Consider the following 13,235-nt stretch of genomic DNA (forward strand, 5'->3'; position numbering starts at 1 on the left):
GGGTGAGCTCACAAACACCGGTGCCTATTTACCCTCACGAGCGAACACAAACTGACCTTTTCCTTTGCGTTTCGCTTGGTACATAGCCTCATCAGCAACCTTTAGAATCACGTCAATATCACGCTCTGAGCCATCAACTAAATTGATACCTAAGCTCGCCCCAACATGAAGTGAACGCTGTTTATAATTCACTTCTTGCCCGATCAGATCCAACAATCGCTCGGCTAACTTCGCTAATAAGACTTTGTTTGTCTGTTTAATAATAAGAACAAATTCATCACCCGACAAACGTGCAACCAAATCCCCCGCTCTTACCTGAGATAATAACCGGTTTGACACTTCTTTAAGGATTTCGTCACCCGCATCGTGACCATAGTTGTCATTCACTTCTTTGAAGCCATCCAAATCCAAGTAAATAACCGCAAAATGCTGATTTGAATAGTGGCTCGACGTGACAACATCATCCATAACCTTATACAGCTGCGCTCTATTCGCTAACCCGGTTAATGCATCGTGATGAGCCAAGTGTTCGAGTCTTTCCATCTCTTTAACGTTGGATAAATCAGACAGCGTTAATACCATATCAAACTCGTCTTTCTCGTTGTCTGAGGCAATTCGATTCACTTTGACAAACATTGGAACTAACGTGCCGGACGCGCTTTTCTCCCACACTTCGCCTTGCCATTGACCATAGTTGTCTAACGAACTGCGAATTGTCGGCATCAATGATGAAAATTGCTGCCACGAAAATACTTCAAATGGTGTTTTGCCCACCAGCAGATCAGAGTGATAACCGAGAAGTTGTGTGATCGCCGGGTTAACCATGGTTATCACATTGGATGAGTTGAGCACGATCAAGCCGTCTTTACTGTTTTCGAAAACACCCGCAGCAATACGTTGGCGACTCATGGCCGTTTCTATGTCGGTGACATCTTGGATTGCATAAAGAATACGACCATGTTTTGTCAAAGAACGACTGCTCACACGAAGCCAGCGTTTTGATTGAAAGAGATCGGTGGTTTCCAGCAATTCGTCATTAAGTTCAATATTGGCATCAATAACATCTTGTAAGTAACCCGTTTGCTTGGTCGCGATCAACTCTTGGATCAACAAATTCTCAAGAAAGGCTTCCGAGCATTTAAAAATATCCCGAGTAGCTGCGTTCGCATGAAGAATGAGCCCTTTTTCATCCACCACCAACAAAGAGTGCTGAACGGTTTCAATGACCTCATTTGCGAATGATTTTTCTTCTTGTAACTTGTCTAACGTAAAATTGATTTGGTTATCGCGATGTTGAAGCCTTTCTAACATGGTATTGAAAGCTCGAACCAGATCGCCGATTTCATCGCGGTTCGTTACGACTAATTTAGGCTGCTTCGAACGACGCTCAACAAAGGCTTGCATCGCCTCATTGAGGTCAAACATCGGTTCGATAATCAAGCGTTGCACCAATTTGACCACTACTCCGCCTAACATCACCAGAAACAACAGGTAGACGACCGCAACCTTGAAAATATTCGTTAAGATCGAATTAAACGTCTCTTTCGATATTGTTACTCTCAAGTTCGCGATCACTGCGCCATCCAGTGTCACTGGAACGAGCAAGAAGATGAAATGCTCAGAGATGGCAAATTGATGATCGGCGATATCGTCTAATTCTTCTGCGTTTGGCCTTGGAACCAGAGTGTTGCTCACCTGATAGCTGGCAAAAAGCTGTTCGTTGATGTCATAGAGCTTCACTCTAACAATATCTTTATCTGCGACGAAAGCTGACAATATTTCCTGAGCCGATGACTTGTCTTCAAATAAAATCGCGGCTTGCAAGTTATAAGCAACAACTTGTGCTAGCACTTTAACACGCTGAATAAGACTCTCTTTCTCTCTCTCAAACGTGACAGTGTAATTTACTGATTGAATCGTGACAAAAGTGACTGCGATAAAGATGATAATGGGTAATATCAGCTTGTTTTTAATCGATATGTTATTAATGAAAGACAACATTATTGGCCCTCCACTATAGCGATTCGTAACAGGCTTGAGCCAATGGCGTAGTCACCGCGCCTTGCGTTCTCTAGGTTGATCTTAGGTTTGAGCTTATTATCGATGTGCGTGAGTTCAATGATTCCACCTAAGTCCGTAAAGTTAGGCATATCACTGATTGTCACAGTATGTGGCGAGTGCTCTTGACTAAGAAATTGGTCATTTTTACGGTCAGACAAATACGTAATATCGCACTTAGAAGTAATCGACTGTTGGACTTGGATATCGAGTGAACGAATAGATTTCCCCTCGGTAATTGACGTCAGCACTTGGCTTACCTTTTCATCGCCAATCACACAAAAGTTCACAGCGTTCATTGAGCTTTCATCATTCCAACGTATAAAATTCGCAATTCTAAAAAGGTACACCGCTTTCACTTCATAAGGTTTGAAGCTAGCAGCTGAGGTGTTCAACGGCACAATAAGCATCGTTAAAGCCGCTAAGCCTAGTTTAGATAAGCCGAGCTTAATGCGGTGCTTAAGCCATTTAGAATTCATGAGAGATCCTCACATACACCGATTCTTGATTGACGCTTTTCTGAGATGTGAATTCAGCTTGATAGCCGTCACTCTTACCTATATTTTCAACAACCACTTCAATTAAAGGTGCTGCGGACGATTTTTTCCATGCGAGACGCGCATCAAAGGTTATTTCATGTGGGTAAGACTGCCATTTATATTGAGTGCCATCGCCTGCTACCCAATAGTCTGGGTAATTCACATTAATGTACTGGCCTATCACATCGAATTGCCAACTTTCGGTGATATTCCACATCAACTGTGCCGTGGCTAAATGTTCATTATCAATATCGTAATAAACACTCGTTTGAGGACTAGATTTCAGGTCATCACCTTTATTCTCACCTTCCAATGTCGTATAGGCGTAACTCAGGTAACTGGCTAAATCTGCGGTGAGTTGGTAACTCGCGCCTAACTCTAAGCCATAAGTTTTTGCTTTATAATCATCAGACAACGCACCGACATAGACATGATTCGCAGGGATATCATTCGGGTCATAGCTGTGAAAGCGAAGGTTGTCATGTTCACTCAGATAAATCGTTGCATCGAGTTCGAAATTTGAATTGTTTGAGTAGCGATAACCCATTTCCGCCGTTACGACACTCTCTGTTTCAAGACTCGAGCTTGATTTATATACATCTAGGTAGCTGTTGTTTGAGTCAGCATTGTAACTATTGAAATAATAGGTGGAATTGGAATCCATATAAGATGGTGCAACGACCGCACGGCTAAGCCCCGCCCATACGGAGTGACGTTGGGTGAACTTATATAAACCACGCAATTGAGGTGAAAGCTCAGTTGATTCGTTCTGTGTAAAGTGTTCAACCTTGGCACCAAGAGTAATAGACAGCGCTTCCGTCATTTGAATTTGAGACTGTATAAAAGCGTTCGCAATGTAATCGTTGGCAGATTGGATGTTGTAAGCTCGACCGTAGTAATCAGGGTTGTACCAATCCACGTCCGAAACTTGGCTTGAGGAGAAATCAAGATACATATATCGCAGGCCACCACCAAGTGTTAGCTGATGGCTTTCCGATAGTTGGTTGATATAAGTAGAGTCAAAATCGAGGGTCGAATAGCTTCCCGGAGCGTCTGGCGCATTATCCTCATTATATTCACCCCATAACGAATATGAGAGTGTCGAACTTTCATCAAAATGGCGAGAGTCGTTGAATTGGACGTAAACAGATTGACTCTTGTTATCGAAATCGTTGGCTTGTGATCCGACAAACGACCCTGAGTTATCATATTGAAACGTATACAAGTCCGACTCATAAAAGCTTTTCTCACCCCCGATACGTAATGACCAATTTTCTTCGGCATTACTTGGCTGAAAAACCATCCCTGCCGTTTGTGCTTTCCATTTTTCAGATTCGTTTGTGCGATACGTGGGTTCTTCTCGGTACTTATAAAAGGCACGCGCATTCACACTGTCGTTGAGGCTTAATCCCTGACGAACACTAAATTCATAGTTATCAGTATTAGACGCGACACCGGAGAGATAAGTCCCCTGCGTATCATTGGCAGACTTAGTAATGATATTGACAACACCATTAACCGCGTTGCCTCCCCAAATTGTTCCGCCGGGGCCTTTTAGTACTTCGATGCGTTCGATGTCGGCAAGCACATAATCAACGTCACTCCAATACGTACCGCCATAGACTGGGCTAAACAAGCTTCGTCCATCCATCATCACGAGCATCTTGTTATATAGCCCATCATGAAAGCCGCGAGTCGAAACAAACCATGAGGTTTCGTTGAATTTGGTGACTTTGAGTCCGGGTACAAGTGTTAGGACTTCAGCAATGGTTTTCGCCCCACTACGCTGAATTCGCTCATTAGAAAGTACGTACACCGACGAGGGAATATCAGTGAGTTTTTGTGTCACTTTCGAAGCCGTTTCCATTTCGACATCTAACATAGACAACTCTTCAAGGCTCATCGACATGAGCTGGTCTAGAGAGTTTTCTTGAGCAGAGACAAAAACAGGTGTCGTTAATGCTAGTCCTAAGCAAACCTGGCGGGATATCATGTGCTCACCTAATATACAGATAGATATTAATCCTTTAATCAATAGTTCAACTATATATGAAATGCCATACTGGTAAATCTACGGTGTCGAAAGTTTGAGTTAGGTCACTGTTTATTTATGGTATTTATAAGACCGTCATTACTTACCTCAACGTAAAGGATTAGCACCACGTGACAACGAAGATTTTGCTTAATTGCGACATGGGAGAAAGTTTCGGCAATTGGAAGATGGGCGATGACGAGTCGGTCATGGAATGGGTCGATATGGCAAACATCGCTTGTGGCTTCCACGCGTCTGATCCGCACGTTATGTCCAAGACGATAAAACTGGCACAGCACTATCACACCCAAATTGGTGCTCATCCCGGTTATCAAGATCTCGTTGGTTTTGGTCGCCGTTCTATTCCACACACCATGGACGAAATCAGTGAGCTGGTTTGTTATCAAGTCGGTGCATTACAAGCCCTTTGCCGCTATCACCATACCACTGTTGGCTATGTGAAACCTCATGGCGCTCTTTATAACGATATGATGGCAAACATTGATGTGTTCAATGCGGTAGCCCAAGCCGTCGCTGAGTTTAACATCCCGTTGATGATTCTCTCTTCATCAGACAATCAACAGTATTTGGATATTGCTGACGACCATGACTTGCCTCTCTTGTTTGAAGCGTTTGCCGACCGTGCTTATTTAAATAACGGACAATTAGCGCCACGTACTCAAAAAGGCTCGGTTTACGTCAATCAAGACGATATCTATAACCAAGTTATGCAAATCATTAACTATGGCTCGGTTACGACTTTAGAGGGCGAAAGACTGCCTATTGAAGCTGATACTATCTGTGTTCATGGTGATAACCCTCAATCCATCGCATTAATTAGAAAAATCAGACAAGACCTCAACGCTTTTAATTAGTATGAAGCGTGTGATTGGTATGACGCATGGTCTAATCGCTCGTGAGATCTAATTGATTTGTATTGGCTTGGACACGGAAGTGAGACACGCCAAGTAAGCTAAAAAAGGCAAGATAACAAACGTATGGAAACGAAATGACGACGAATCAGATTGAATTCAATATAGCGCCAGTCGCGGAATGCAGCGTTTTGGTGACCTTGACGCTATCGCCTTCAAATAATCAATCTAGCGCCGAATATGCGCAATACATAGCTCACTTTTCCGATGCCATTCGCCAAAACTTAGCATCGGTGTTGATGAATGTGACACCGGCTTACCAAACAATATTGGTCGACTACCTCCCTTATCGAATATCAGAACAGCAGCTCATTGAACAGCTCAATAATTTGTTGAGTCATGCTCTGTCGTCCTTTTCTAGTGTTAGTAAAACTCGTGATACGATTGAGCTTCCTGCCTATTACTCACCAGAAACGGCGCTCGATTTAGACCGATATCAAAACAAAGGCCTGTCGCTCGACCAGATAATTCAACATCACACCTCACAGACATACAGCGTCAGTGCGATTGGGTTTACGCCTGGCTTTGCCTTTATGTCGGATGTGGTTAATGAGCTTGCCTTGCCCCGTCACTCCACACCCCGCTTCATTGTGCCCAAAGGCAGTATCGCCATCGCGGATACGAAAACAGCTGTGTACCCTTCGGATTCACCGGGCGGTTGGAATATTATTGGCAATTGCCCACTTCCGTTGTTCGATCATAGCCAGTTGAAGAACGCCGATATCACGCAAAGACCACTGTCTCTGCTTAATGTTGGTGATACCGTCCGTTTCATAGCGATTTCAAAAAAAGAATTTGTAGAGTTGGGTGGAGGCATCGTAAATGGCTAAGACAAAAACTAAACCAACACTGACAGTGATTAAGCCCGGCCCGTTGAGTTTGATTCAAGACTTTGGGCGATTTGGTGTTGCTCATCTTGGATTAACGCAAGGTGGACCGGTTGATGACTACTCTTATAGCTGGGCTAACCATCTATTGGGCAACCCAGTCAACCAAGCGGCGTTGGAAATCACGCTTGGGCAATGTGCGTTGAGAATCGATGTTGATTGCGAGATGGCACTATGCGGGGGTGATTTACAAGCGAAACTCGATGGTAAACCACAGGCTAACTGGAGCACTTTTCAAGCTTTTAAGGGGCAAGTTCTCTCATTTGGTTTGCCTAAAAATGGTCTAAGGGCGTATTTAGCCATTAAGGGCGGTTTCGATGTTCCATCAACTCTTGATAGCTGCTCTACAGTCACTCGTGAAAAGATTGGTGGATTAACGCAAGATGGCGAGCCATGCCAGCAAGGGCAACAAATCGCTTTTACCCAACACCAACTCTCTCATCCATTTAAAGCGTTGAGTGTTACCTTCCGATACACGCCTGATTACAATCTACCCGTGAACCTACGAGTGATTGAAGGCTATCAAAGCGAGCTATTCTCCGAGTCAGCAAGAGAGATTTTGTATAACGCGCAGTATCACGTTGACCAAAACTCTAATCGGATGGGTTATCGACTCAGTGGCGAGCCCGTAGACTCGCCTGACATTTCGCTATTGTCAGAAGGCATTGCCCTAGGTGCGATTCAAATTCCACAAGATGGACAGCCTATCGTGCTGCTTAATGATAGACAGACCTTAGGTGGTTATCCGAAGATAGGATGTGTCGCCAGAATCGATTTACCACGCTTGGCGCAAGCAAAACCTGGACATGCGATATCGTTCAGCAAGGGCGATCGCTTGGGCTTACAAGATGTTTGGTGCCAATGGGCTCAGTTTTTCGGCTATTAGTTTTTGCGATGTGTTATGTGCTAAATGCTATGTAGCTGAGAATAATCAACTAGGAAGATGTCATTTAGATGAGGTTCGGTATCTAAGCAGATGTTGAAATGAAGATTCGGCTTACCTATTACAGTAAGCCGAATTGAAGAAATTAAACGCAGTCGATGATGATAGACTAATTATAGGCTATTAAGCGTGATCTTGACCTGACACCTTGGCAAGCGCTTCTGGGTATCCACGTTCTTGTGTCAAATCTATCGCTCTGTTTTCAATATCATTTAGATTAAGTGACATTGTCACTGAGTGTGTGTCTTCAATAGATGCCGCCTCTGATACATCAAACCATTGCTCAGCGACCTTTTGTGCCGCTTCTAATGTTGAAGAAGCTTTTACTACTTCAAGTCGAGCATAGCGATCCCCACAGAATGAAACGTCTGAAGCTCTTAAGCTTGGATCGGTTCCCGGAATCTGTTGTGCACCAAACAAAGGTTTACCACCGACCAATGCAGAACTGAAACTTGGGATGAACTGAGACATATGCGTTATTGCCGCGCGAGTTCTTAATTCAAGCTGATCTTCACTCCAACCCGATACGATTTTCTTAAGCAGCTTCGAAGGCAACTGTGGCTGTGACGAGTCTGTTGACGATGAAACAAGCCCACCCTCAAACAGAGTAATCCCTTCTGTCATGCCGTGAAGTTGGAACACACCATCAGCATACGGCGTTAATTGCGCCATGCCTTGCGGTGTACCTCTCGGGCCATGGAAGATAACTTCTGGCCACTCTTCCTTACATTCTTGCGAATATGGCCACTCTGTAACGTATGCAGCTTTAAACTCAACAAGTCTTTGCTGCTTAGAGCCAACAAAGTCATCTACGATACCCGTTTCAAACCCACTCGCATTAATCAAGTAATCGGTCGTTAGTTGGCAGCTTTGGTTTTCGGCATCGGTATAAGTCAAAGACCAACCTTGACCTGTCGACTCAACAGAATGTAATCGGCTGTTGGTTAACACAGTACAGTTAGCTTGTTGCCCCAAAGAGAGTTGAGCGGTCGCAGAAAGTCGGAATACGCTCCAGCCATACTCTTGGACCATCGCAACAGGATACTTTAGGGTCTCTAAATCCGTATGCTTGGCGAAAGGAATACACCAATCATCAAGCGATGTTGGTTTCAGAGGCTGTGTTTTCGCAGAAAGTGCTAATAAATCTTCTTTGCTGTACAGCTTATAATACTCTTCCGGATCACCGAGCACTTGGTTGCTTTTATCTTGTTTAACAAGATCGGCATAAGCGCTTTTGATTATCTTGAGACGAGGAAGCAGATCCAACGGCTCTCCACCATCACTGTGCGGAACGGCGATGATTGTCGGACGAATATTGATCGTATGAGGAAATAAGCGGACGGTATCAATTGACTGCGTGAGCAACTGAAGACACTGCTCTACAGAAATATCTCGATACAAATTGCCGCCAGCGTGCAGGTGGCAAATTGGTGGACCATTAACCAAACTCGGCCCTTTTTCTAAGATAGTGACCTTAAAACCCAACTCACTAAAGTGAATCGCGCTCGTTGTTCCGGCAATACCACCACCAACAATGGCAATAGAAGGTTGATTTGTATCCGTTTTGTTGTGGTTCATCGTGTTCTGTAGAATAAGATTAACTGCCTCTATTCTACTTTTGTTCTGCGATGAATTAAAACACATTTTTATCAAGGTCTTAGATAGGCGGGATTTAATATCTATGTAAAAAACATAAATAATCTCTTGACTCAATAACTCCAGATAGGGTTTTAAAGGTTATTCTAACAGTCAAATTTGTCCTAAGTGACGCCACATAAAGGCTGCCTCAGTACTCTTAAAACATAGCGGTTAACTTATCCCTAAAGTTATCCACCGTTTTTGTGGATAACTGTTGATAACGTTCTTGCTAAGTTGCGCAAACCCTTTGTTTACAGGGACTAACCGCTGTTCATTAAATCGGCATTATTGGGTAATTAGTTTTAAAAAATGCTAAAAACAGTGGAATCTAAGGTGCGATATTTTTTACTTATGCTACCGGTTGGTTAAATAAAAAACGGTCTAAAGCGACGTATTATAAATAGTGCATGACTAAGTATAAATAATCTCACTTTTAGACCGTTTTAAGCGCTTGGCTAGATCTCGCTAACGACTAGCCAAAATCCTTGTTTACTGGTGCCAACAAACGTTTGATTAAGCTATTCACTACCGCGGCTAATGTGATGAACGTTAGCACCGGTAGCGCTATCCACAACATCGGGTGAAGTGAAGGTTGTAACTCAAAACCAAAGTTCATCACTCCTGCCACGCTGAGCTCAGAACCAAGGGCTGCAATTGAGCCTGCGACTAACGCCATTAAACCGTACTCACACCAAATAGTATTGAGAATTCGCTTCTTACTCGCGCCTAATGTTCGATACAAGCGTATCTCTTGTTGTCTTTGAGATAAGCTCAATCGCAATAGAGTGAAGATAAGCAACAGCCCCGCCACCACACCTAACGCCGCAAGTACGGTAATCGACCAAACAATCTGCTTAAGCAACTCTTGGATCTTGCTACCCATCTTACGAATATCCATCAAACTCACGGTTGGATGATTTCGAGAGAGTTCGTTGAGCATCTGATTGTGTTGTTCTTCTAATCTGAAGCTCACTAGCCAAGTAGAAGGGATTGAACTCAAGACATCTGGAGTAAAAATGAAGTAGAAGTTCGGCTTCATTTCTCGCCACTCGACTTTGCGGATGCTATTCACCTTGGCAGAAACATTCTGGCTGTTGATTGTGAATGACAGCTCATCGCCAATCTTTAGATCCAGTTGCTCCGCGACATCCGATTCTACAGATACGCCATGCTCTTGTGTCCAGTTACCTTCTAATACTTCATTGTACTTAGGTAAGCTATCTCCCCAAGTGAAGTTGATCTCACGGCTTAGTGCGTCTGTTTCTCCAGAGGTATCACTGTATTCCGATGCTTCGACACCGTTTATCGTCGTCAGTCGTCCTCGGATAATTGGAAACGCTTGAGTACGCTCTACTTCGTTTGCATCAATCGTCTCGAGATAACTGTCTTTTTCATAGCTTGCAATGTTAAGTGCAAACGCATTTGGTGCGTTCTCGGGTAAGGTTTGCTGCCAATCTGACAGTAAATCACTTCTTACCAACCAGATGATAGACAGCAACATCAGTGAAAGCGCTAAAGAGCCAAATTGAATCCCCGTTGCTAAAGGTGTGCGATTAATTCTGCTCAATGCTAAACGCATAGACGTAGATGTCGGTAACTTGCCAACCAAACGCAGAACAAGCGTACTAACGACCGCAAGTACTAAGAACAGGCAAGCGATACCCGCTAGAACTATCCATACCAATAGATTGTCGCCATACATCAGCATCATTGGAATAATCGGTACCAGTAACAACAAATATTTCTTGTAGCTTTCATTGGACTGGTGACTTGATTGGATAACGCTGATTGCCGAGGTATTGACCAAGCCAATTAACGGGATACCAAGAGCAGGAACACCAATTAAGATGCTTGATAAAATCGCCAAGATTGCAGGTTCAATACCATAGCTAGGAAGTGGCGTTGGTAATAAGTCACCCAGAGGTATACGAAGCAAAAACTCTAAGCCGATACCGATAGTTATTCCCAGTACTGCACCGATAACCACTAATAAAGATACCTGTACAGACAACCATTTAACGATCCACTGCTTGCTTGCACCCAAACTCTTAAGCATCGCGATGGTTTTACGGCGACTCGCAACATAATGTTGGCAAGTGAGTACCAAAGTGGTCGCAGCCATGATCACAACAATAGCAACGGTTAACGAAAGATATTGAGTCGTGCTTTCGAACATGTCGTTAGTACGGCTCGCAGAATCTTGAGTACGCCAGCGATCGCTTGGTGTTAATTCTACGCTGTCTTGCGCGGCTTGCAGTTTTGTATCATCACCGTTGAGAAACAGCCTAAAACTAACACGACTGCCCGGTTGAATCGCTCCCGTGGCATCAATATCGCTTGTATGAATCAGAACGGCTGGCATCTGTTGGAATGGGTTAAAGCTTAAGCCTGGTTCTTGAGTGATTCGTCCAGTTATCGCTAAATCGGCATCGCCAATAGTGACAACGTCACCAATCTCAACCTCTAACTGTGCAAATATACGCTCGTCTAACCAAAGTTCCCCTGGCTCAACATGGTTACTTGATGCTTTATCAGCACCCACTAAGATCATTTCACCGCGTAATGGATAATTACTTTCAACCGCTTTCACCGTCACTAACTGCATCGAGTTGTCACTGAATGCCATGGTTGAAAAACGAGTCAACTGAGAGCTTTCTAACTGTTCAACTTGAGTGAGGTCTAATAAGGATTGTGGAACTGGGTTTGCTGAGATAAACACGATATCGGCAGTAAGCGCATCTTTGCCCTGCTTAACAATTACCTGCTCCATACGTTCGGCCAACGCCGACAATGCAAATACACAAGCAATAATAAGCGTTAAAGCGATTGAAACTGGCCAAAGCTGACCGTGTCGAATCTCTTCGATACTCCATGAAAACAGGCGTTTATTCAGTCCGTTTGATGAATTCAATTTAGACTTCCTCTATCTGACCGACATGCATCTTGAGTGTTCTTTGGCAACGTTGTGCAAGCTTAGGATCGTGTGTCACCAAAACTAAAGTTGTGCCGTGGGATGAGTTCAATTCAAACAACAACTCAACAATTTTGGCTGCCGTTTGTTGGTCTAGGTTGCCTGTGGGTTCATCGGCAAAAAGAATTTTTGGCTTAATCATAAATGCGCGCGCCAACGCGACCCTTTGTTGTTCACCACCAGATAGCTGCGACGGTAAGTGATCAAGCCTGTCTTTCAAGCCTACTGATTCAAGCAGAGCAGTCGCGCGTTCGATGTCTTCGTCTTCTCCCTTTAACAAACAAGGTAACGTGACATTTTGTAGCGCTGAAAGACTTGGAATTAACAAGAAGCTTTGAAATACAAACCCTACCGATTCACTGCGGATCTTCGCTCTTGCCTCGTCATCAAGCTGTGAAAGTGGCTGTCCTAATAAACTGATTTCGCCTTTCGTTGGTACATCAAGACCAGCAAGCAGCGTCATTAAGGTCGATTTACCCGCACCAGACGTGCCTACGATCGCGACCGTTTCGCCTTCACGAATATCGATATCAACGTGCTCTAGGATTGTTAAATGTTCTTGATTAGTAGACACTGTCTTCGAAACAGCTTCTGCTTTAATGATGGATGTATGCATGACTCGACTAATTTCCTTTTTATTCTTTATTTTATTTTCAACCGCTTCTTTGGCTCAAGATACCCGCTTAGATTCTAAGTTACTGGTCCTTGGTGATAGCCTGAGTGCTGGTTACAACATGGACATCAAACAGAGTTGGCCAAGCCTGTTACCAGACGCGTTAGCAAAGCATGACAAAACGGTAACCGTGGTTAACGGGAGTATTTCTGGTGATACAACGGGCAATGGTTTAGCCCGCCTACCACAATTGCTTGAAGAACATGCTCCAGACACCGTTCTTATCGAACTTGGTGCGAATGATGGACTTCGTGGTTTCCCACCTAAGCTGATGTCTGCAAATCTTGAGCAGATCATTGAGCAGATAAAAGCTGCGGGCGCCAAACCTATAATGATGCAGATTAAAATCCCACCAAATTACGGAAAGCGTTACAACCAGCAGTTTGAATACGTTTTTGCAGCGCTTGCTGATCAACAAAACGTGCCACTTTTGCCGTTTTTCCTAGAGCATATCATCCTCAAACCTGAGTGGATGATGAACGATGGACTGCATCCAAAACCAGAAGCTCAACCTTGGATTGCTGAATTCGTCGCCGAAGAATTATATCAGTATCTTTAAGTT

At 43.8% G+C, this 13,235-nt stretch carries 10 protein-coding genes; 4 read left to right on the top strand and 6 right to left on the bottom strand.

Features of this window, described 5'->3' with window-relative positions:
• Nucleotides 1-24: 24 nt before the first annotated feature.
• The 3 genes from AB6D93_RS03140 to AB6D93_RS03150 are packed head-to-tail and all read right to left on the bottom strand — an operon-like array spanning nucleotide 25 to nucleotide 4,590.
• The gene (locus AB6D93_RS03140; RefSeq protein WP_102333621.1) at nucleotides 25-2,001 is read right to left on the bottom strand and encodes a diguanylate cyclase domain-containing protein; all 1,977 of its coding nucleotides are present in this window, start codon (nucleotides 1,999-2,001) and stop codon (nucleotides 25-27) included.
• A complete protein-coding gene (locus AB6D93_RS03145; RefSeq protein WP_102333622.1) occupies nucleotides 2,001-2,537 on the bottom strand; it encodes a YfiR family protein in 537 nt (178 codons plus the stop codon). The genes AB6D93_RS03140 and AB6D93_RS03145 overlap by 1 nt, the downstream gene beginning before the upstream one ends.
• On the bottom strand, nucleotides 2,527-4,590 hold the full coding sequence (locus tag AB6D93_RS03150; RefSeq protein ID WP_102333623.1) for a TonB-dependent siderophore receptor: 2,064 nt from the start codon (nucleotides 4,588-4,590) through the stop codon (nucleotides 2,527-2,529). The genes AB6D93_RS03145 and AB6D93_RS03150 overlap by 11 nt, the downstream gene beginning before the upstream one ends.
• Before the next feature lie 170 nt (nucleotides 4,591-4,760).
• Between AB6D93_RS03150 and AB6D93_RS03155 the strand changes: the two genes are divergently transcribed.
• The 3 genes from AB6D93_RS03155 to AB6D93_RS03165 all read left to right on the top strand — a co-directional run bounded on the left by AB6D93_RS03155 (nucleotide 4,761) and on the right by AB6D93_RS03165 (nucleotide 7,334).
• Nucleotides 4,761-5,504, top strand: a complete 744-nt coding sequence (locus AB6D93_RS03155) for a 5-oxoprolinase subunit PxpA (RefSeq protein ID WP_017060084.1) — start codon at nucleotides 4,761-4,763, stop codon at nucleotides 5,502-5,504.
• A 134-nt stretch (nucleotides 5,505-5,638) separates the two neighbouring features.
• Nucleotides 5,639-6,391: an allophanate hydrolase subunit 1 gene (locus tag AB6D93_RS03160; RefSeq protein WP_102333624.1), complete on the top strand. Its 753-nt coding sequence runs from the start codon at nucleotides 5,639-5,641 to the stop codon at nucleotides 6,389-6,391.
• Nucleotides 6,384-7,334 (top strand): biotin-dependent carboxyltransferase family protein, encoded by a 951-nt coding sequence (locus AB6D93_RS03165; protein WP_102333625.1) that lies wholly within the window; start codon nucleotides 6,384-6,386, stop codon nucleotides 7,332-7,334. The genes AB6D93_RS03160 and AB6D93_RS03165 overlap by 8 nt, the downstream gene beginning before the upstream one ends.
• A gap of 180 nt (nucleotides 7,335-7,514) precedes the next feature.
• On the opposite strand, the gene AB6D93_RS03170 is transcribed toward AB6D93_RS03165, so the two are convergent.
• From AB6D93_RS03170 to AB6D93_RS03180, 3 genes are all read right to left on the bottom strand, one after another.
• A complete protein-coding gene (locus AB6D93_RS03170; RefSeq protein WP_102333626.1) occupies nucleotides 7,515-8,969 on the bottom strand; it encodes an FAD-dependent oxidoreductase in 1,455 nt (484 codons plus the stop codon).
• Between the two features lie 532 nt (nucleotides 8,970-9,501).
• Complete coding sequence (locus AB6D93_RS03175; RefSeq protein WP_102333627.1) at nucleotides 9,502-11,940, bottom strand: ABC transporter permease; 2,439 nt, start codon at nucleotides 11,938-11,940, stop codon at nucleotides 9,502-9,504.
• 1 nt (nucleotide 11,941) lies between these two features.
• Nucleotides 11,942-12,616: an ABC transporter ATP-binding protein gene (locus AB6D93_RS03180; RefSeq protein WP_004730959.1), complete on the bottom strand. Its 675-nt coding sequence runs from the start codon at nucleotides 12,614-12,616 to the stop codon at nucleotides 11,942-11,944.
• On the opposite strand from AB6D93_RS03180, the gene AB6D93_RS03185 reads away from it, so the two are divergent.
• Nucleotides 12,615-13,232: an arylesterase gene (locus tag AB6D93_RS03185; RefSeq protein ID WP_017060079.1), complete on the top strand. Its 618-nt coding sequence runs from the start codon at nucleotides 12,615-12,617 to the stop codon at nucleotides 13,230-13,232. The two genes, AB6D93_RS03180 and AB6D93_RS03185, sit on opposite strands and share 2 nt — an antisense overlap.
• Nucleotides 13,233-13,235 lie beyond the last annotated feature (3 nt).

Origin of the sequence: Vibrio sp. 10N.247.310.23, assembly GCF_041467155.1 — a bacterium.
In the GTDB taxonomy this organism is placed as follows: domain Bacteria; phylum Pseudomonadota; class Gammaproteobacteria; order Enterobacterales; family Vibrionaceae; genus Vibrio; species Vibrio crassostreae_C.

Excerpts from the sequence above, each read along its gene's own strand:
- AB6D93_RS03160 (WP_102333624.1), top strand. The coding sequence starts at position 5,639 with ATGACGACGAATCAGATTGAATTCAATATAGCGCCAGTCGCGGAATGC.
- AB6D93_RS03170 (WP_102333626.1), bottom strand. The coding sequence starts at position 8,969 with ATGAACCACAACAAAACGGATACAAATCAACCTTCTATTGCCATTGTT.
- AB6D93_RS03180 (WP_004730959.1), bottom strand. The coding sequence starts at position 12,616 with ATGCATACATCCATCATTAAAGCAGAAGCTGTTTCGAAGACAGTGTCT.
- AB6D93_RS03140 (WP_102333621.1), bottom strand. The coding sequence starts at position 2,001 with ATGTTGTCTTTCATTAATAACATATCGATTAAAAACAAGCTGATATTA.
- AB6D93_RS03145 (WP_102333622.1), bottom strand. The coding sequence starts at position 2,537 with ATGAATTCTAAATGGCTTAAGCACCGCATTAAGCTCGGCTTATCTAAA.
- AB6D93_RS03150 (WP_102333623.1), bottom strand. The coding sequence starts at position 4,590 with ATGATATCCCGCCAGGTTTGCTTAGGACTAGCATTAACGACACCTGTT.
- AB6D93_RS03165 (WP_102333625.1), top strand. The coding sequence starts at position 6,384 with ATGGCTAAGACAAAAACTAAACCAACACTGACAGTGATTAAGCCCGGC.
- AB6D93_RS03185 (WP_017060079.1), top strand. The coding sequence starts at position 12,615 with ATGACTCGACTAATTTCCTTTTTATTCTTTATTTTATTTTCAACCGCT.